Genomic DNA, 19068 nt, shown 5'->3' on the forward strand with positions numbered 1-19068 from the left:
CCTCCGTTGATGAGCCGATCAGTAGCCGCGCACGTCCGGCCAGCGGATTTCGACGCCGGCGCGGTAGAGCTGAGCCTGAAAATCTTCGAGTTTGCCGTCATCGGCCTGCACCTGATGCGGGGTCAGGCCATGATTGAGGCAGTGCGCGGCAAGCATGCCGGCGACCTCGCCCACGTTCCATTCGACCGGGTGCAGGCGATAGCAGCCATTGGTGATGTGCGTGGTGCCGAGGTTCTTGCCCGCCGGCAGCAGGTTTTTGACGCGACGCGGCAGGAGCGCGCCGAGCGGGATTTCAAAGGGTGCGGATTCCACATCGACATAATTGTCGCCACCAGTCGAGGGGTGGAGGTCGATGCGGTACATGCCGATGCCGACGCTGTCGCGATAGCTTTTCGAAAGGCTATTGCCGTGGACGGTCATCGACACGTCCTGCTCGACAATGCGCGTGACGGGCAGAATGCGGCGGCTTTCGCGGATATAGGGCGCCATGGCGAGGCCATGATCGGTGCCGGTGACGTCGCCGCGGAGGCGGAGGCCTGGGAAGCCCTGACCGCCATCGAGGCGCGGCGCTTCGGTCTGCAGCCAATAAAACACCGAATAGGAGAGATCGGCGGCCGCCTTGAGGTGCCGAGCCTTTTCCTCTTCGGAAACGTCGATGATGGTCGATTCCATGTAGTCGATCATCGGCCAGTTCACGAGGCAGATGTCAGACTGATAGGCGCCGGGCTGGAAATTGCGGCGGGCCGCGATGCGGCGGAAGGTCCAGAGATTGCCGTCGCCCGCATTGCGGCGCTGGTCGGCGTCGACCAGAAGCGGATCATCATCGGGATTGGGCGTGAAGGAGCGCTCGGTGATTTCGAGCGTACGCGGATGCGGGGCCCTGAAGCCGAGGAGCGGTCCGCCCCAGAATTCAGGCTGATACTTGCGCCAGAAATCGTAGTTTTCAGGCTTGTCGATGGTCTGGTCGCCATCGACGTGATCGATGGCAAAACAGACGGATACGGCCTGCACATTGTCGGGCTGGGCGTGATCGGGGGCGCTGGGTTCGCCGGTATCGGACTGGGCCTCGAAACCCTTGGCATATTCGGTGCCGGTCAGCGGCAGGAGATCGCCGAGTTCGGTTGCGTCGATCACATAAGGCGCCGAGCAGACGATTTCGCGGCCCGTGTCGCGATGGCGGAGGGTGATCGAGCGGACAGTGTCGCCGTCGACATCGGCTGCGACTGGACGATAGGGCTGCAGCACCGTCAGCTTCCCTCCGCCGCGCCAGGGCGCGAGCATGGCTTCAAGCACGGCAAGGCCAACGCGCGGCTCGGCGCACAAGCGGCTGACCCAGCCGGCGCCGGGATTGAGATCGCCCCAGGCGCGGCTTTCCGCGGTCAGCGGATAGTTGTCGCGATAATACTGGCGAATGCCGCGGCGCAGTTGCTGATAGGAGCGGGTGACGCCGAATTGCTCGACCCAGGAATGCTCGTCGGGCGGCACGGCCTGGCTCGTCAATTGGCCGCCGATCCAGTCGAATTCCTCGCTCATGATGACGGTGCGGCCCGAGCGCAAGGCGCCAAGCGCTGCAGCAACGCCACCGAGCCCGCCACCAACGATGAGAATGTCTGCGTGAAGCTCTTTGGTCATGTGTTCCGAACGTGTTGGGTAGAAAGAGGGCCGAGGGTGTCACCCTCGACGATGGCGCAATCGAGCAGCACCTGCTCGACCGGGGCGTCATTCTCCACGCGCCGCACCAGCATTTCGGTGGCGGCGCGGCCCATGGCTTCGCGGGGAATGGAGAAGGACGTAAAGCGGCGGCCGTGTTCTTCGGCGCGGATGTGATTGCCGAGAACGACGATCGAGAGATCGCCGGGAACGCTGATGCCGCGATGGCGTGCGACGGCATCGACGGCGATGGCATCGGCCAATTCGGTGAAGAAAACGCAGGTGGCGCCGGCCGCGAGCAGCGCATCGAGCGTTTCGCCGGGCGGCTGCGCTACGGCAAATTGGGTGTGGACGAGCTCTGCACCATTTAGGGCCGGCTCGAAGCCGATCCAGCGATCGACCGTCGATTCCGCGCCTTCGTTGAGGCCGATATAGGCAATGCGCTGGTGGCCCAGGGCCCGGGCACGCTGAACGAGCGCTGCCGTGCCCGCGACATAGCCGCCACCCACATAGGGGACGGGGCCGCCCGCATCGTCTCGGCGGCCGACGGCGACGAAGGGGAAGTCGCCAGCGACCAGCCGGGTCAGCTCATCGCGATCGAATTGCCGTCCGAGAATGATGCAGCCATCGGCGAGCCTGAGGCGAACATTGTCGCCAAAAATACGCCGTTTGACGCCTGCGCCGGTCAAGAGCAGCAGGTCATATCCCAGCTCCTGTGCCGCTTCCTCAATGCCGAGGAGAAATGGCGTGAAAAAGTCTGCCTGGGCGGATGGGAAGGCAGGCTCATAAGTGAAAACGCCGAGAATGCGGTTGAGACCCTTGACCATCCGGCGTGCGACGGGATCAGCGACATAGCCGGTGTCCCGGATCACTTTCTGCACGCGGTCCCGCGTCTCTGCAGGGATACGGTTGGCGTTTTCCGGCGAGCCATTGAGCACAAAGGACACGGTCGCCTGGCTGACGCCGGCCAATCTCGCAATGTCCTTTTGTGTCAGCCGCCGCGTCGCCAAGCCATCCTCCAAAATCTGCTAATGCGTATTAGCGCTGATACGTATTAGCGTGTTGTGGAGCGGTGCGCAAGATGGATTAAATTCGTGCGAAGAGCGGCAAGATGGACGATGGAAAGCGCCACCTGGGATATCGCTCCCAGCGTGTCGTCCTCCCATCAGTTGGAGTGCTTAAGTCAGGGCAAAATCTGCACTCAACGCCTCAAGTCCCAAAGACTTACGCAGCTGGTTGCGATGATGTTCTTGCCAGCAGCACGACTGGTAGAATGCCGATGGCGACGATGATGAGGGCGGCGAGGGCGGCGTCTTCGTAGGTGCCGCGGGCCGCCTCGCCGTAAAGGAGGGTGGCAAGGCTCTCGAAGTTGAGGGGGCGCAGGAGCAGCGTTGCGGGCAATTCTTTCATGCAATCGACAAAGACCAGAAGGCCCGCGGCAGTCAGTGCCGAGCGCGACAGGGGCAGGTGGACTGCGAAGAGGGTGCCACTTGCCGAGCGGCCGAGGGTGCGCGCGGCGTAGTCATAGGCGGGCGGAATGCGGCTTAGTCCCGCGTCAATGCCGCCCACGGAGATGGCAAGGAAGCGTGTTGAATAGGCATAGATGAGGGCTGCCCCAGAGCCGAGCAGCAAGAGCGTGCCGGGCAGGCCGGTCCAGGCGTGCCAAAGATTGCCCAGTGTCCTGTCAAAGGCGGCAACGGGAACGAGGATGCCAAGGGCCAGCACAGTGCCCGGGACGGCATAGCCCAGTGAGGCTATGCGCATGGCGCCCTCGGTCCAGGCCGATCGATGCAGCCGCGCCGCATAGGCGAGGGCAAAGCCGATGAGGACGATGACCACGGTGGCCATGGCCGACACGCTGACGGTGTTGATGGTGGCGCGGAGGAGAGCGTTGGAAAAACCGGCAAACTCGATGCGCCGGATCGCAGCAATGATGAGATAAAGCGCGGGGCCGGCAAAGCCGATGGCAATCGGAAGTGCCCCGAAAAGGAACGCGAAAAGCGCGGCCGGGCCACGGAGCCGCTGGCGCTGCATCTGTCGGGCGTTCTGCGCGGCCGAGGCAAAGCGCTGCCTGCGGCGCGCCCATCGCTCGAAGACCAGCATCGCAAGGACAATGGCGAGCATGCTGATGGCAATCTGGGCGGCGCCGGCCAAGTCGGTTCGAACGATCCAGGTCGTGTAGACGGTGGCGGTCAGGGTCCGCACGCCAAGAAATTGCGAGGCGCCGACATCGTTGAGCACTTCCATCAGCGCCAGCGAAACGCCGACGGCGACGGCAGGTCGCGCGAGAGGCAGGGCGACGCGCCAGAAGATGGCAGAGCGCGGCACGCCTAGCGTGCGCGCCACTTCGATGACATTGGCGGCCTGGGTCAGGAACATCGCCCGGGCGGTGAGATAAACGTATGGGTAAAGAACGAAACCAAAGACCAGGATGGCGCCCCACATGGCGCGAATGTCGGGCAGGCGAAACTGGCGCGGGCTCGAATAGCCCAGCACCCATCGCAGCACGCCCTGCACCGGGCCGAGCGGGTTGAGGATGTCGAGATAGGCATAGGCCATGATGTAGGTGGGCACGGCCAGCGGCAGCAGAAGGCCCCATTCGAGGAACCAGCGGCCCCGGAAATCATAGGCGGTGACCAACCATGCTGCGCCGGTGCCAACGATGGTCGCGATGAGACCGGAACCAGCAAGCAGCACCAGCGTGTTCCAGGTCGCCTGCGGCAGTACGAACTGGACGATATGGCCCCAGAGTCCGCCGGTATCGGCCATGGCCGTCACCGCGATCGTCACGATCGGCACAAGCGCGAGAGCCGCCGCGGCAAATGCCCCGGCGGCCCAGACGTTGATACCGAAATGGCGGCGCCTTGGGCGCGTCATGGTGAAATCGGCCATAGAAAGTGCGGCGGCCGGGGCCGCCGCGTGTCTCCGATCAGTTGCCGAACGTGTCGAAGTTCACTTCGTCCACCAGCTCGCTGGCGCGTGCGCGGAACGGCAGGATTTCGGTCAGCGATTGGCTATCGGGGTTGAGCGTGCCAAAAGCTGCGATGATCGGCTGCACTTCCGCGGTGGTCGAAACCGGATATTCGAAATTGGCTTCGGCATAGAGCTTCTGCGCCTCGTCGGATGCGAGATATTCGAGCAGTTGCACGGCCTCGTCGCGGTTGGGGGCATGGGCCGCTACAGCCGCGCCGGAGACGTTGACCAGCGTGCCGCCACCTTCAAAGGTCGGCAGGATCACCTTGACCTCTTCGGCCCACGCCTTCTGCTCGTCGCCACCGGCGCCGCTCGCCATCAGGCCGTAATAGTAGGAGTTGGCGACGGCGATGTCGCAGATGCCGGCGGCGATGTCGCGGGCGCCGTCACGGTCGCCACCGGCTGCGGCGCGGGCCTGGTTGGCCTTGAGGCCTTCGAGCCAGGTTTTGGTGGCTTCTTCGCCGTGCTTGGCCATATAGGCGGCAAATAGCGCGGTGTTGTAAGGGTGCTGGCCAGAGCGGATGCAGAGCTTGCCGCGGAACTGTTCGTCGGCGAGCTGTTCATAGGTGATGCTGTCGAGATCGAGATCCTTGGCGGCGTAAACGACACGGGCGCGGCCCGACAGCGCAAACCAGTTGCCATCGGCATCGCGGAGTGATGCGGGGATCGCGGTCTCAAGCGCTTCGGAATCGACCGGCTGGGTGACGCCGGCATTGACGAGATCAATCAGCGCGCCAAAATCGACCGTCATCAGAAGGTCGGCCGGCGAGCTTTCGCCTTCTGCCTGAACGCGCTCGATCAGGCCGCTTTCAAGGAACACGGTGTTGACCTTAACGCCGGTCTCGGCGGTGAAGGCATCGAGGATGGGCTGGATCAGGCCGGGCTCGCGGGTCGTGTAGATGTTCACTTCCTGGGCGAGCGCAGGAACGGCTGCACCAAGAGCCAGCATGCTCGTGACGCCAACGAGTTTGAAAAGGGTATTCATGGACGATCTCCCAAATTGATGAGCAGGTCGCGCGGCCCTTCCGCATTTCCTCTCCTAGGGAGGCTAAAGCCATAGCGGACTGTCTAAGTCAAGTTATTTAGGGTCAACTTAGAATTAGTCTAAGGTACTGACTTTCCATCACAATCGGGACTTTTAGGCATCCTAAGGGAAGATCATGACCTCGTCCGCTTTGACGGCGATCTCAACCGCATCGCCAGGATGGACATCGTGCCGTGATGTGCCGCGCATGATCAGGGGATCGTCGACACCAGCCACGGCGATGCGCAATTCCTCTATCTCGCCGAGAATGGAGCGATCGACCACGACACCGGGAATTCCGCTTTCCGTCAGGACGATGGATTGGGGCCGCAAGAGAACATGCGGCTCGCCGTCGAGGGCCGGCGCATGAAAGCGTCCCAGCGGCGTATCGAGCATATTGGCCTCGATTTTTGCGGGAATGACGTTCATGCGGGAAAAGAACCGTGCGGCATAAGCCGTCCAGGGGGCGTCGTAAATGCGTTCGCCGGTGCCCGCTTCCACCACGCGGCCTTTTTGCATGAGGGCAACCGTATCCCCGATGGCCAGGGCTTCTTCGGGATCGTGGGTCACGACCACGGCTGTCATGCCGAGGTCCCGCACGATCGAGAGAGTTTCGTGCCGCACGCGATCCCGCAGGCCGCGGTCGAGATTGGAGAAGGGTTCGTCCATCAATAAGAGGCGCGGTTGGGGCGCGAGGGCGCGAGCAAGCGCCACGCGTTGCTGTTCGCCACCAGAGAGCATATGCGGAAAACGGTCGGCCAAAGCTTCGAGGCCGATCCGGGAGAGGATGTCGCTGACCCGGTTAGCGCGGTCGGAACGGGCAAGTTTCTTGAGGCCAAATGCGACGTTTTCTCGCACGCTGAGATGTGGGAACAGCGCATAGTCCTGGAACATGAAGCCGATCCGGCGATCCTCCGGCTCGACGAAGATGCCGTCGCCGGAAACCGGGGTGCCCTCGATGGCGATGGTGCCACCATCAAGCGTTTCGATGCCTGCAATGGCTCGCAGAAGCGTCGATTTTCCGCAGCCGGAATGCCCGACAAGGCATAGAACCTGCCCGGCACCCAGTTCCAGCGAGACGTCCTGCAGCGCCGCCACGTCATTGAAGTGGCGCGTAACACCCTTGAGGGCGAGCATTGGCTTTCCCGAGATCATGATCAGCACCTGACGGGCGCGGGGGGCCTTGTCAAGTGCGCCCCATGATCAGCTTGCCAAACCCGCGCCCATGAAGACGCTGTCAGAAGGGGGCTCGATCAGGCGATTTCGGGATTGCCGTCGATATAGCTGTCGAAATGCACTGTGGTCTGGTCCGCTTCGCCGATGACGAGAGCCATTTGCGCCGGGCCGGTGAGGCGGCGCATGGGGACGTGGTCCTGGTCCACCGTGCAGTAATAGTGGCCACCGGCGAGGGTGGTGAAGGGGATGCCGCGCCAGAGGGCGGTCGAGGTCAAGTGGACATGGCCAGCGATGACCTGGCGAATATCGGGATGGGTCTTGAGTGCGGCGATGAACGGCTCGGCGTCGCGGATGCGGATATCATCGGAGTTGATGTGGAGCGCATTGGCGTTGTGATGGAGGATCACGATGACCGGGCGGTCCAATGCCTCGGCAAGTCGGGCCTTTAGCCAGGCGATCTGAACCTTGGTGAGCACGCCGTCGACGCGTCCGGGCTCGGAGGAATCGAGGAGAATGATGCGATAGCCTTTGGCGTCGAAGGCTTTGTCGATCTTGCCGGTTTCGGCGACATATTCCTCGCCGAAAACCGAGAGGAAAGTCTCGCGATCATCGTGATTGCCGAGGGTCAGGTGGACCGGGATATCTATACGGTCGATCAGTGACTTGAGGCGCTCGTAGGCTGCGGGTTGACCGAGATCTGTGAGGTCCCCGGCAAGGACGCAGAAATCGACAGTGTGGTAGCGGGCGGCAATGGTTTGGACGGCTTGTTCAAGCCTTGCGCCGGTGTCGAGCGTCATCGAGAGTTCGCCCTCAGGCATGACGTGGAGGTCGCTGAGGACGATGAATTTGAGGGTCATGGCTGAGCGGTCCGCTAGGTTTTTGGCAGTCTGACGCAGTTTGATGTCAGCGAGAGGACAGAGCCGCCAATCTACACGGGGCGACCCCATTGGGGCGCCCCGTTTTAACCTGCCTATCGGGCGGCCCAGTTCATGCCGCGGCGGAGGATCGTGCGCATTTGCGGCACTTCGAATTCTGAAGCGACATGGCCGAGCGAAGAATAGAACACGCGGCCTTCGCCATATTTGCGTTTCCAGACCACCGGCATGGTGATCCCGTCGATCCAATAGGCATGATCGCCGTTGAAAGTGGTCGTCGCCAACACCTCGTTCGAGGGGTCGACATGCATGTAGTATTGCTCCGAGCGATAGGGGAAACTTTCGATGCCTTCCATCACCGGATCGTCGGGGCAGGTGATGTCGACGCGATAGTCGATGATGTTCCCCGGGTGGGCGACCCACTGGCCGCCTACCATGAACTGATAGTCTACCGCATCCCGAAAAGCATCGCCCATGCCGCCGTGATATCCGGCGAGGCCCGCGCCGCCGCGCACGGCCTCGGTGAGCATGCTGAGCTCTTCCTTCTCGATTTTGCTCATGGTGAAAATCGGCACGATGAGGCTGAGATCTTTTACCGAAGGATCGGCGAAGGCCTCGGTCGTGTTCTCGACATAGACCTTGAAGCCGTCTTCCTCGAGCATGCCGCGAATAATGTCGGCACACTGTTCCGGCTCATGTCCACTCCAGCCACCCCAAACGATGAGAGCTTCCTGCATAGTCTTTCCTCCTCTTGCTTTGGTCAGCCGAGACGCCGCCGCAATCGGGCGCCACCGGCTAAGTTAGCCGGCTGACCGACCTGGTGATGGATCGCGAATTGCTCACGGGCTTTTGCCGCTTTCGAGCGCATCGGCATTGAAGGTTCTCGCGGGGCCCGTGGTCCCCCAGGGCGAGCCGTAGAGTTCGCCAAGTGCCACCGCGGCGGCGCCGCGAGCCCAGAGTCGGTCGTCGGCGTTTTCGATGACGATTTCCGCCACCTCCCGCAGCGATTGGGGAATGGCCTTGGCAAAACTGCTGTGGAGCGCATCGAGGAGATGCGGCCCGAGCGTTAGCGTCGAGCCAACGAGAATGACGCGCGGTGGCGCGAAGAGCGCGACGAGATTGGCGATGGCAATGCCAAGGGCCGCGCCGGCCTTGTTCGCGGCAACCCGCAGCTTGTTGTCGCCGGCTTCGATCATGCCGCGCACCTGGCTCATGCCGCTACCAAGGCGAATGGCGTCGCGCATCCGTGGATCGCTGACCTCGCCATTAATGATCGCTTTTTCGCTCGCGACATCGGCCAGTTTTACTGCGTGATCGGGATCGGCACCCATGACCATGTCGCCCAGCGTCAGACTGAGTTCTCGTGCGCCGCGGAAGATCTGGCCACCATGCATCACTCCGAGAGTGAGATTGTCCTCGATGGCGACGAGGACGAAGTCGTCGCAATCGCGCGCCTGGCCGAACCAGTGCTCGCCCATGGTGATGGCATTGGCATCGCTCTCGACGATAACGTCGATGCCGAGCCGCTCCACCAGGGCCTCCTTGAGCGGCACATCGGCATCGCGGAAAATACTGCTGGCGCGGACAAGTCCGGTGCCATGCTCGATGATGCCGGGCAGGGATACAGCCACGGATTTTATGTCTTCCATGGCGATGCCGGCATCGAGCACGCAGCGGCGCACGCCATCCTCGACGAGATCGGCGATGACCGATAGCGGCAGCCGATCGACCCGCAGCGGCAGGATCAGTTCAGCCAGGATATCGCCCTGAAAATCGGTGACGACGAAGGCAAGGCGATTGGCGGCGATCTTGGCGCCGACGACACGCGCCGCCTTGGGATTGAGCGCCAGCATCACTCGCGGGCGGCCGCGATTGCCACCGCGCAGGTCGCCCTCATGCTGCGCCAGGATCAGCCCATCTTCGATCAGCGAACCGGTGATCGCCGAGACGGTGGTGGGCGAAAGCTGGATCCGCTCGCCGATTTCGACGCGGGAAATGGCGCCATAGCGGCGGATGGTATCGAGCACATGGAAGCGATTGATCGCTCGCATGAGTTCAGGATCGGCAGTCTTCATGATCCCGTCTTCGGCCTCCCGGCGCCCGCTTTAATCAGCGATGCGTATTAATTCAAAAAACTCTAGCAGCCAAAATCGTCGATTAGCAAGTGCCAAACCCACTGTTTCAAGGTGTCTAGGGCGGTGTCGGTCTGAAGGTATTGACAATCGGTGAATCGGCGAGCCTATTAATTCCGCATAACGGACAAAATGTCCGACGGGAGGAACATCATGAATCTGGTTTTCGGACGCCTGTCCAGGCGATCGCTCGTGCTTGCCCTCAGCGCCGTGGCGCTGGCCTCGACTGTATCCGGTGCGGCAGCGCAGTCCATCATCAAATGGCTGCACCTTGAATCCAATCCGGATCGTCTTGCCACCTGGCAGGAAATCGCCGCCAATTACGAGGCGGAGCATCTCGACGTCAAAATCGAATTCCAGTTCCTTGAAAACGAGGCTTTCAAAGCCAAGCTGCCGACACTGCTGCAATCGAACGACGCGCCATCCATGTTCTACACCTGGGGCGGTGGTGTGTTGAAAGCGCAGACCGAAACCGGCGCCATCCGCGACATCACCGCGGCCATGGATGCCGATAATGGCGCCTGGCGCAATGCGGTGAGCCCGGCAGCGGTCGATGGCCTCAGCATCGACGGCAAGGTCTGGGCCGCCCCCGTACAGTCGGGCCTCGTGTCCTTTTTCTACAACAAGGCGCTGTTCGAGCAGGCGGGCGTTGATGCCAATGGCATCAAGACCTGGACCGATTTTACGGCGGCCGTACAAAAGCTCAAGGATGCCGGGATCACCCCGATTGCCGGTGGCGGTGGAGACAAGTGGCCCATCCACTTCTTCTGGAGCTATCTCGCCATGCGCGAGCTCGGCAAGGATGGGTTCGACGCGGCCAAGGCCGGTGAGGGCTTCCAGGGCGAAGGCTTTGTGAAGGCGAGCCAAATGCTGGCGGATCTTGGCGCCATGGAGCCATTCCAGGAAGGCTATCTCGGCGCGACCTGGCCCGATACGCAGGCTGTGTTCGCTGATGGCCGCGCTGCCATGGTGCTCAGCTTTGAAAACACCGCGACGCCGCAGAACCAGGCCAATGCCGCAACCGACGGCAAGGGCCTTGCCGAAGACGCGATCGGGCGCTTCGCCTTCCCGCTGGTCGATGGCGGGGCCGGCGTCGTGACCGACGATTTCGGCGGCCTCAATGGCTGGGTGGTCACCACCAATGCCCCGCCGGAAACCGAAGATTTCATCCACTACATGACGGTCGAAAACGCCGGGCTATTGGCTGAAAAGAACAATATCCTGCCGACCGCCCTTGGCTCGGATGCCAGCGTCAAGGATCCGAGCCTGGCCGATAGTGCTGCGCAGATGGCCAAGGCCACCTGGCACCAGAACTATCTCGACCAGGATCTCGGCCCCAATGTCGGCCGTGTCGTCAACGACATGTCCGTCGAACTGGTCTCGGGTCAGGTCACGCCTGAAGATGCTCTGCAGCAGGTGCAGGACGCCTTCTCGATGGAGATGTGAGCGCGAGCGGGCAGCCTTGCGGTTGCCCGCTTCTCCCTTCGGTCGTTGAAAGGTGAGATGGATGACTGAGACTGTTGCAGCGCCCGGCTTGTCCGCCGGAACGGCGCTCGCCCGCCCAAAAGTTCGACGTGCCCGCATCCGCGGCAAATGGCCGGTTCTGGTGCTCTTCCTGCCGCCAGCGCTGCTGCTGTTCACCGTCTTCGTCATTCTGCCCATGGGCGAGGCGGCCTGGTATTCGTTCTACAACTGGAACGGCTATGGCCTGCCGACGCAGTGGATCGGCTGGAAAAATTATGAGCTGATCTTCCGTCAGGGCGCCTTCCGCAACGCTCTCGTCAATAACGGGCTCATCATCCTCGTTTCGATCTGCATCCAGGTGCCGCTTGCGCTCTGGCTTGCGACCATGGTCACCAAGCATATCAAGGGCGCGACCTTTTTCCGGCTGATCTTCTTCTTGCCCTATGTGCTGGCCGACGTTGCTGCGGGCATGATCTGGCGCTTCGTCTACGATGGCGAATTCGGGCTCGTCGCCAATATCTACCATATGATGGGCCTTAACGCGCCCTTCTGGCTCGCCGACAAGAACGCCGCCTTCTCGGCCGTGCTTGGCGTCATAGTCTGGAAATACTTCGGTTTTCACATGATGCTGTTTATCGCCGGGCTCCAGGCGATCGACAAAAGCGTGCTCGAGGCTGCCGATATCGATGGGGCGACTGGATGGCAGAAGTTCCGCCAGGTCACCCTGCCATTGCTGGGCTCGACGGTACGCCTCTCGGTCTTCTTTGCCGTGATCGGATCGCTGCAGCTCTTTGACATGATCATGCCGCTCACCGGCGGTGGTCCCTCGAACTCCACGCAGACGCTCGTGACCTTCCTTTACAGTTTCGGGGTCATGCGCATGCAGGTCGGCTTCGGTTCGGCCGTGGGCGTCGTGCTGTTCGTCATCTGCGTCACCCTCGCTTTCTCCTACAAGCGGATCTTCATGAAAAATGACTGACACCGCCACCAATCCCATCGACGCCGCCAAGGCCCAGACACCGGGGCGCAGCCTCCGCTTCGGCACCAAGGCTTACCTTTATACCTGCCTCATCATTTTTGCCGCGGTTGTGGTTATTCCCCTGGTCACGACTGCACTCGGCGGCTTCAAGACGCTGGGCGACCTCCGCGGCAATGCTTTCGGCCTGCCATCGACCTGGATGGTCTCGAACTATGCCGACATCCTGTTTTCCCAGCGTTACTGGCTGCAAATGGGCAATTCTCTGCTCATCGCGGGGCTCACGGTCTTCCTGACGCTGGCCTTTGCCGCCATGGCGGCGTTCACCTTCGCCCATGTCAAATTCTTCGGCTCGCAGTTCCTGCTCAATTACTTCCTGATCGGGCTGATGTTCCCGGCGGCCACGGCCATCCTGCCGCTCTTTATCCGCATCCGGGATTTGGGCCTTCTCGATACCTATTGGGGCGTGGTGCTGCCGCAGGTGGCCTTCGGGCTCGGCATGAGCATCTTGCTCTTCCGCAATTATTTCCGGAGCCTGCCGACTGAACTCTTCGACGCTGCCTTCGTCGATGGCGCGGGTTATCTTCGGTTCTTCTGGCACATCTCGCTGCCGCTCAGCCGCCCAATCATCGCGACGGTCGGGATCATCTCCTTCGTCGGGAGTTGGAACAGCTACATCCTGCCGCTCATCATGCTCAATTCCGAGAGCAAATATCCATGGCCGCTGGGGATCATGGTCTATCGCGGCGAATTCAGCACCGATTGGCAACTGATCCTTGCCTTCATCACTCTCACCATCCTGCCCACGGTCATCGTTTTCTTCGCGGCGCAGAAGCACATCATTGCCGGGCTGACTGCCGGCGCAGTCAAGTAGGAGGCTTTCATGGCCGGCTTGGAACTCCGCAATATTGCAAAAAACTACGGAACCGTCTCGGTAATCGAGGGCATCAACCTCTCTATTGAAGACGGCGAGTTCGTCGCTCTCGTCGGCCCATCTGGCTGTGGCAAGTCGACGATCCTGCGCATGATCGCTGGGCTTGAGGACATTTCGAGCGGTGAGGTCGCTATCGGCAATGAGGTGGTCAACGACCTGACGCCGCGCGAGCGCAACATCGCTATGGTGTTTCAGTCCTATGCGCTCTACCCACATATGAACGTCTACCGGAATATGGCCTTCAACCTCGAGCTGGCAGGGAAACCCAAAGCCGAGATCGACAGCCGCGTCCGGCAGGCAGCCCAGATGCTGGAACTTGAACCGCTGCTCGATCGCAAGCCCAGCCAGCTTTCAGGTGGCCAGCGCCAGCGTGTCGCCATGGGCCGTGCCGTCGTGCGTGACCCTTCGGTTTTCCTTTTTGACGAACCGCTTTCCAATCTCGATGCCAAGCTGCGCGTCCAGATGCGATCCGAGATCAAGGCGCTGCATAAAAAAGTGGGCGTCACTTCGGTCTATGTGACGCATGACCAGGTCGAGGCGATGACCCTTGCCGATCGGGTCGTGGTGCTCAATCGCGGGGTCATCCAGCAGGAGGGCTCCCCGATGGAGCTCTATCGCCAGCCGGCCAATTTCTTCGTCGCCGGCTTTATCGGCTCACCGGCCATGAACTTCTTTGAAGCAACCGTAACCGGCAACACCGCCCGCACCGCCGGCGGCGAGGTCTTCACGTTCGAGCCCGGCCCCAAGGTCGCGGATGGCCAAAAGGTCAGCGTCGGCATCCGCCCCGAACATCTCCAGCTCGGTGCGTACGGCATTGCCGGCCAAGTGAGCTTCGTCGAACCGACCGGCGGCCAGACGTTCGTGACGGTCGATGTTTCCGGCCTGCCGGTCGTCGTTACCGTCAATGGCGAAGAAGTGGTCACGCCCGGCGACAGCGTGAACATCATGGCCAATCCCCGCCAGACCTATATTTTCGATGGCCGCACTGGCGAAAGGGTCAGCCTCAATTAGCTGAGCACACGACATGTCGTGTGCAAGGCCGCCAGCCAATGATGGCTCTCACCGCTCCATTTGTAGGCGACGTCGGAAAACTGGGCAGTATCTACACTGCCAAGCGCATTTTGCGCCGAGGTCGCCGAGCTTTCGGGAGACGTGGCGGGCCTCTCTTCGTTTCCTGCCTCACAAAAGTGGCTATTGTGCCCCATATGAGTTGTGGCGCTTCATATGCCTTTGGCTCCCGGTCCCAGCCGCTTTCCTCAGATTGTGAACGTTGCGCCCACGCGGCGCTCGATCTCGCGTTCTCGAAAGGACTAGCGATGACTAATTTCAATGCGCCGGCTGAACTTTATCCTGGACGACATCATACCTCGCCTCGGGTGGCGCGATATCAGCGGTTTCCCTCGTTGGTCGAGGCAATTCAGTTCACCATTGAGGAATTGCCCGTCGGCCTTCAATCAAGCTCCATTATCGAAGCAAACGAAATTCGCTACGGCGCCGAGGCTATTCGCGGCCTTTACTTCTCGGACGAATATCCGCTTCGCCGTTCGGTCGTTCAAAACGATAAGCACAAAGGCGAACCCATATCAGGATGAGGTCAACGCGACGGCCTTGAGCTTTAGCAGGAGCTTTTGGCGCGTTCGCCTTGCCAATGCCGCTATTGGGTGCGAAACACCATGATACGCGTTTTCAGCCCAAGTCGGCTGCCTCCTGCCGGTCCTTATCCGGTTAATGGCTCAGTGATCCACTTTGCGAACGTCTATGCCCCCTCTTGCATGTTGCAGAGGGCAACGCTCGCTTTGCTTCGGCTCCGAGCTCAAGGAATATTAAAATGGCAACCATGAACGGTACTGTAAAATTCTTCAACGCAACCAAGGGTTTTGGTTTCATCACCCCTGACAATGGCGGCAAGGACCACTTCGTCCATGTGTCGGCTGTCCAGAATTCTGGCGTTGACGGACTTTATGAGAACGACAAGCTTTCTTACGAAGTAGAGACCGGTCGCGATGGCCGCGAATCCGCGATCAATCTGATCCTTCAGAAGTAAGTTCAGCTTCGACGTCCAAGCCTTGAGGCCGCCGCTGGCGGCCTTTTTTGTAGCCCGTGACAGGCGTCGCGCCTTAAAAGAGATTCTGCGGCGCCAGCCGCTGGACATTTACGGGCACTGCTCTATCAGGATTCGAGCTTGCACCTGCCCGATGTCTAGAGACCACCATGCGCCGCCCTTCCGGCAATACGCTTGGGATCATCCTCATGATCCTTGCGACCGCCTGCTTCACGATCAATGACAGCCTACTTAAACTGGCCATGCACGAAGTGCCGCCGTTTCAAGCCCTGTTCCTGCGGGGCGTCGGCTCCACGCTTCTTGGCATACCGCTTCTTGCAGCCCTGGGCCTCTTTCGCTACGCGCCGCGCATGCTGGACGGCCGTGTGCAATTGAGGAATTTGCTCGAACTCACCGCCGCAATGGGTTTTGTCGCTGGGCTTGCCTATGTGCCCATCGCCGATCTGACCGCGCTGGGGCAAACGTCACCGCTGCTGCTGCTGATCGGCGCGATGGTGTTTTTCAAGGAGCGGCTATCGGGCATGCAGGTCGCTCTGATCGTTCTGGCCTTCGCCGGCGCACTTCTCGTCGCGCAACCAGGCGCGAGCGGCTTCTCACCCTATACCCTGTTTGGTCTTTGGAGCGCTGCGGCAGTTGCGGTGCGCGATCTCATCGGCAGGAAGATCAAGCTTGATATACCCGGAATCGTCGTCGCAGTCGCCGCCGGAGCCATCGAGATCGTCGGTGCGGGGCTCGCGGGCCTGCTGCTCGAGCAATGGACATGGCCTTCTGCGCTGACCCTTGCCTTCGCCGTGGGGTCGAGCATATTTTTGATCGCCGCGCATTGGCTGCTGCTCACCGCATATCGCGCCGCGTCGGTCTCGGCAGTCGTTCCCTTTCTTTATATGTCCACGGTCTGGGCGCTGCTGTCCGGCATGCTGATTTTCGGCACGTTTCCCAACGCGCTCGCTCTCTTGGGCATTGCGGTTATCATGGTCAGCGGCGTGGCTGTCGTCGGTCTGGAGCGTTGGCCGAAGAAGGTCGTTGTCTCGCCGTGAAGCGGATAACTGACCGCTCTACGCGATGGTTTTGTCCGGAACGTTGAAGACCTTGACCAGCCAGTCAATGAGGACACGAACGCGGGGCGAAAGCTGGCGGTCGCGCGGATAGAGCACGGAAACGGGCGTGCTTGGCGGCTTGATTGTTGGCAGGATTTCGACGATCTCGCCCGAGGCCAGTGCCGAGGCAGCGTGGTAGCGCGGGATCTGGATGAGCCCCAGACCGCGCAGGCAGGCGGCATAATAGGTTTCGGCCCCTGTGACCGTAAGCGTCATGGGCAGCATCGCCTCACGGACCTTGCCGTTGATCTCGAAGAGCAAAGGCAAAACGCCACCCGTGGCAGTGGATCGGAAGCCGACCATGCGATGGTGGGCGAGATCGTCGAGCGTCTCAGGTATCCCGAACTTTTCGAGATAAGCCGGCGAAGCAAGCGTTGCCTCAGGTAGGGTTGCGATCCGGCGCGCGATCATGTCGCTATCGTGCGGAACCCCAACCCGCAGCACGCAGTCGATCCCCTCGCGCACAAGATCCACAAGCCGATCGCCCTCGCTGATGAACAGCTCGATCTCGGGATAGGTTTCAAGGAATTCCGGCAACCGCGGCATGACGAAATGCCGGGCGAGGGTGCCGTGAACGTCTACGCGCAACAGCCCCTTGGGCTTGGCGCCAAGAAAAGTGGATTCAGCCGCTTCCACCTCCGCTAGGATCGCCAGGCAACTGCGGTGATAGGCTTCTCCGTCGAGCGTCGGCGTCACCGAACGCGTCGTGCGCTGGAGGAGGCTCACCCCGAGGCGCGCTTCGAGCTGTTTGACCGCGTCGGTCACTGTTGAGCGCGGCAAGGCGAGGTCCTCAGCCGCGGCCGTAAAGCTCCGCCGCTCCAACACACGCGAAAAGACGCGCATACAATCCAGACGGTCCATTGTTCGAAAATTCCGCATTATGTTGTCGGATTTCACCTGATTATCCGCTGCAGGGCATCGCGTAAAGAGAGGACACCAAACAGAACAGGAGATCGAGATGACTGACGCATCTAAGAAAACTGCTCTTATTACTGGTGCCTCGCGCGGGATCGGTGCGGCGATCGCCAAGCGCTTGGCGGCCGATGGCTTCAACGTTGTCGTCAATTACGCCGGCAATGACAGCGAGGCCGCCAAAGTGGTCGAGGCGATCAGCACTTCAGGCGGCACCGCGCTGGCGCACAAGGCCGACATTTCTGATCCGGCCGCCGTGGCGCTGATGTTCGAGCGCGCGGAGCAGGCCTTTGGCGGCGTCGATATCGTCGTCAACAATGCCGGGATCATGTCGCTGGCGTCCCTTTCCGAGAGCAGCGATGCGCTGTTTGACCGGCAGATCGCCGTCAATCTCAAGGGCACGTTCAACACGCTGCGCGAGGCGGCCCGGCGCCTCAAGACTGGCGGACGGATCGTCAATTTCTCTACCTCCGTCGTCGGCCTCAAGCTTGAAACCTATGGTGTCTATGCCGCGACAAAGGCAGCGGTCGAGACTATGACCGCCATTCTGGCCAAGGAACTGCGCGGGCGCGACATCACCGTCAACGCCGTGGCGCCGGGACCGACAGCGACCGATCTTTTCCTCGACGGAAAGTCCGACGAGCTCGTCGCCAAGATGGCCAAGATGAACCCGCTCGAACGATTGGGAACGCCTGAGGACATTGCCGCAGCGGTCGCATTTCTCGCCGGTCCCGACGGCGGCTGGATCAATGGTCAAACCATCCGCGCCAATGGCGGCATGGTCTGAGCCGAACGAGCCAAAGGAGAAAAAAATGAGCGAGATCATTCTCGTCAACGGCGTATCGAGTCGGCACGACGACCTCTTGAGCCCAGGAAAGGCATGCTCATGACCAGCGAAATGGACGTGGCCCAGCTGCAGCGGCGCTGGATCCTTGAAGGCTGGGAAAAGGCGCCGGGCGAACCATTCGTTTTCGAGAAAAAAGCCGGCCTATTCTACGATTGGGAAAGCGCCGACACCGCGCTCTATGACAGCTTCGATCCCCAATTGCGGCTGGCGCGCAGCCCGCGCGAATGGGCCGAGGCATTCGAGACCTCGTTCAACCGGATGCACAGCGCGGTTCACGCTGTTATCGCCGAACCGGATGTGCTGGTCAGCGGCGATGTGGCGGCAAGTACATTCGAATTCTGCGCAAGGCTCGAGCAGGCAGATGGAACGGCGAGCGGCGTGATCTGCCGAACCTCCCATGTCTTCCGACGAAGCGGCGGCACCTGGAAAATCGTGCGCGAACACACATCGGGCCGCGGTGTGCCCGTTGAGGAGGTCGAAAATCTTTTGAAACGGTTCGAGCCGGCTAAGCGTGTTGATCTGCCGGGTGGCCAAACATGAGGATCGCAAGATTGCTCCTCATCACGCTCGCTTTCGCCGGTTCAGCGGCGATAGCTCAGGCGGCTCAATTTGACCCTTCAAACTCCGAGGAGAACGGAACGATGGAAAAGCACCCCTATATCGGCATGTGGGTGACGGGCGACGGACATGTGCGCCAGGAGCTTTTGCCCAATGGCCGCTATGATGAAGCGCGTGGCACCCGGCAGAGTGCCTATCAAGGCCGCTATGAGGTCACGGGCAAGATGATCTACTACTGGGACGATACCGGCTTTGAAGCTGACGGCGAGTTCGTCACCGATACCGAACTGCACCACGGTGGCATGATCTTTTTCCGCGCCGAGTGATAACGCAAAGCGGCGGTCCCCTAGGCAGGTGGATCGCCTCTCTTTTCCATCAGCGCGACAGT

The 19068-nt window shown here is 61.1% G+C and carries 19 protein-coding genes; 10 read left to right on the plus strand and 9 right to left on the minus strand.

Translation table 11 applies throughout. The features are described from left to right. Positions 1-18: 18 nt before the first annotated feature. The 8 genes from ASE94_RS03050 to ASE94_RS03085 form a co-directional block, all read right to left on the minus strand. Positions 19-1632, minus strand: coding sequence for an FAD-dependent oxidoreductase (locus ASE94_RS03050; protein WP_062629155.1), 1614 nt, complete (start codon positions 1630-1632; stop codon positions 19-21). Then, complete coding sequence (locus tag ASE94_RS03055; protein WP_062629156.1) at positions 1629-2660, minus strand: LacI family DNA-binding transcriptional regulator; 1032 nt, start codon at positions 2658-2660, stop codon at positions 1629-1631. Before ASE94_RS03055 ends, ASE94_RS03050 begins: the two co-directional genes overlap by 4 nt. 214 nt (positions 2661-2874) lie before the next feature. After that, positions 2875-4527 carry an iron ABC transporter permease gene (locus ASE94_RS03060; protein WP_156351800.1) on the minus strand — a complete coding sequence of 551 codons (1653 nt, stop codon included), beginning with the start codon at positions 4525-4527 and terminating at the stop codon, positions 2875-2877. Between the two features lie 52 nt (positions 4528-4579). Then, positions 4580-5608, minus strand: coding sequence for an extracellular solute-binding protein (locus ASE94_RS03065; protein WP_062629157.1), 1029 nt, complete (start codon positions 5606-5608; stop codon positions 4580-4582). A gap of 162 nt (positions 5609-5770) precedes the next feature. Further along, positions 5771-6784 (minus strand): ABC transporter ATP-binding protein, encoded by a 1014-nt coding sequence (locus ASE94_RS03070; protein WP_244483938.1) that lies wholly within the window; start codon positions 6782-6784, stop codon positions 5771-5773. A gap of 116 nt (positions 6785-6900) precedes the next feature. After that, positions 6901-7680 (minus strand): metallophosphoesterase, encoded by a 780-nt coding sequence (locus ASE94_RS03075; RefSeq protein WP_062629158.1) that lies wholly within the window; start codon positions 7678-7680, stop codon positions 6901-6903. 113 nt (positions 7681-7793) lie between these two features. Next, the gene (locus ASE94_RS03080) at positions 7794-8435 is read right to left on the minus strand and encodes a ThuA domain-containing protein (RefSeq protein ID WP_062629159.1); all 642 of its coding nucleotides are present in this window, start codon (positions 8433-8435) and stop codon (positions 7794-7796) included. A 102-nt stretch (positions 8436-8537) separates the two neighbouring features. Next, positions 8538-9773: an ROK family transcriptional regulator gene (locus tag ASE94_RS03085; RefSeq protein ID WP_062629160.1), complete on the minus strand. Its 1236-nt coding sequence runs from the start codon at positions 9771-9773 to the stop codon at positions 8538-8540. Positions 9774-9983: 210 nt separating this feature from the next. Between ASE94_RS03085 and ASE94_RS03090 the strand changes: the two genes are divergently transcribed. From ASE94_RS03090 to ASE94_RS03120, 7 genes are all read left to right on the plus strand, one after another. Continuing rightward, the gene (locus tag ASE94_RS03090) at positions 9984-11276 is read left to right on the plus strand and encodes an extracellular solute-binding protein (protein WP_156351801.1); all 1293 of its coding nucleotides are present in this window, start codon (positions 9984-9986) and stop codon (positions 11274-11276) included. Between the two features lie 61 nt (positions 11277-11337). After that, positions 11338-12273, plus strand: coding sequence for a sugar ABC transporter permease (locus tag ASE94_RS03095; protein ID WP_061909597.1), 936 nt, complete (start codon positions 11338-11340; stop codon positions 12271-12273). Continuing rightward, positions 12266-13144, plus strand: coding sequence for a carbohydrate ABC transporter permease (locus ASE94_RS03100; protein WP_061909595.1), 879 nt, complete (start codon positions 12266-12268; stop codon positions 13142-13144). Before ASE94_RS03095 ends, ASE94_RS03100 begins: the two co-directional genes overlap by 8 nt. Positions 13145-13153: 9 nt before the next feature. Beyond that, on the plus strand, positions 13154-14215 hold the full coding sequence (gene ugpC / locus ASE94_RS03105) for a sn-glycerol-3-phosphate ABC transporter ATP-binding protein UgpC (protein ID WP_062629162.1): 1062 nt from the start codon (positions 13154-13156) through the stop codon (positions 14213-14215). A 305-nt stretch (positions 14216-14520) separates the two neighbouring features. Beyond that, positions 14521-14796 carry a hypothetical protein gene (locus ASE94_RS21320; protein WP_061909591.1) on the plus strand — a complete coding sequence of 92 codons (276 nt, stop codon included), beginning with the start codon at positions 14521-14523 and terminating at the stop codon, positions 14794-14796. Between the two features lie 236 nt (positions 14797-15032). Then, entirely contained in the window at positions 15033-15248 is a 216-nt protein-coding gene (locus ASE94_RS03115; protein WP_061909589.1) for a cold-shock protein, read from the plus strand. Positions 15249-15415: 167 nt separating this feature from the next. Next, the gene (locus ASE94_RS03120) at positions 15416-16303 is read left to right on the plus strand and encodes a DMT family transporter (protein WP_062629164.1); all 888 of its coding nucleotides are present in this window, start codon (positions 15416-15418) and stop codon (positions 16301-16303) included. A gap of 18 nt (positions 16304-16321) precedes the next feature. Here ASE94_RS03120 and ASE94_RS03125 read toward each other — a convergent pair whose 3' ends face one another. After that, the gene (locus ASE94_RS03125) at positions 16322-17224 is read right to left on the minus strand and encodes a LysR family transcriptional regulator (protein ID WP_062629165.1); all 903 of its coding nucleotides are present in this window, start codon (positions 17222-17224) and stop codon (positions 16322-16324) included. A gap of 97 nt (positions 17225-17321) precedes the next feature. Here ASE94_RS03125 and ASE94_RS03130 point away from each other — a divergent pair, with 97 nt between their 5' ends. The 3 genes from ASE94_RS03130 (at position 17322) to ASE94_RS03140 (ending at position 19006) form a co-directional block, all read left to right on the plus strand. Continuing rightward, entirely contained in the window at positions 17322-18062 is a 741-nt protein-coding gene (locus tag ASE94_RS03130; protein WP_062629166.1) for an SDR family oxidoreductase, read from the plus strand. 99 nt (positions 18063-18161) lie between these two features. Then, positions 18162-18662, plus strand: coding sequence for a nuclear transport factor 2 family protein (locus ASE94_RS03135; protein ID WP_162236035.1), 501 nt, complete (start codon positions 18162-18164; stop codon positions 18660-18662). Continuing rightward, complete coding sequence (locus ASE94_RS03140; protein ID WP_082460839.1) at positions 18659-19006, plus strand: Atu4866 domain-containing protein; 348 nt, start codon at positions 18659-18661, stop codon at positions 19004-19006. The genes ASE94_RS03135 and ASE94_RS03140 overlap by 4 nt, the downstream gene beginning before the upstream one ends. Positions 19007-19068 lie beyond the last annotated feature (62 nt).

The sequence above is a fragment of the Devosia sp. Leaf64 genome (assembly GCF_001421945.1).
Lineage (GTDB): Bacteria > Pseudomonadota > Alphaproteobacteria > Rhizobiales > Devosiaceae > Devosia.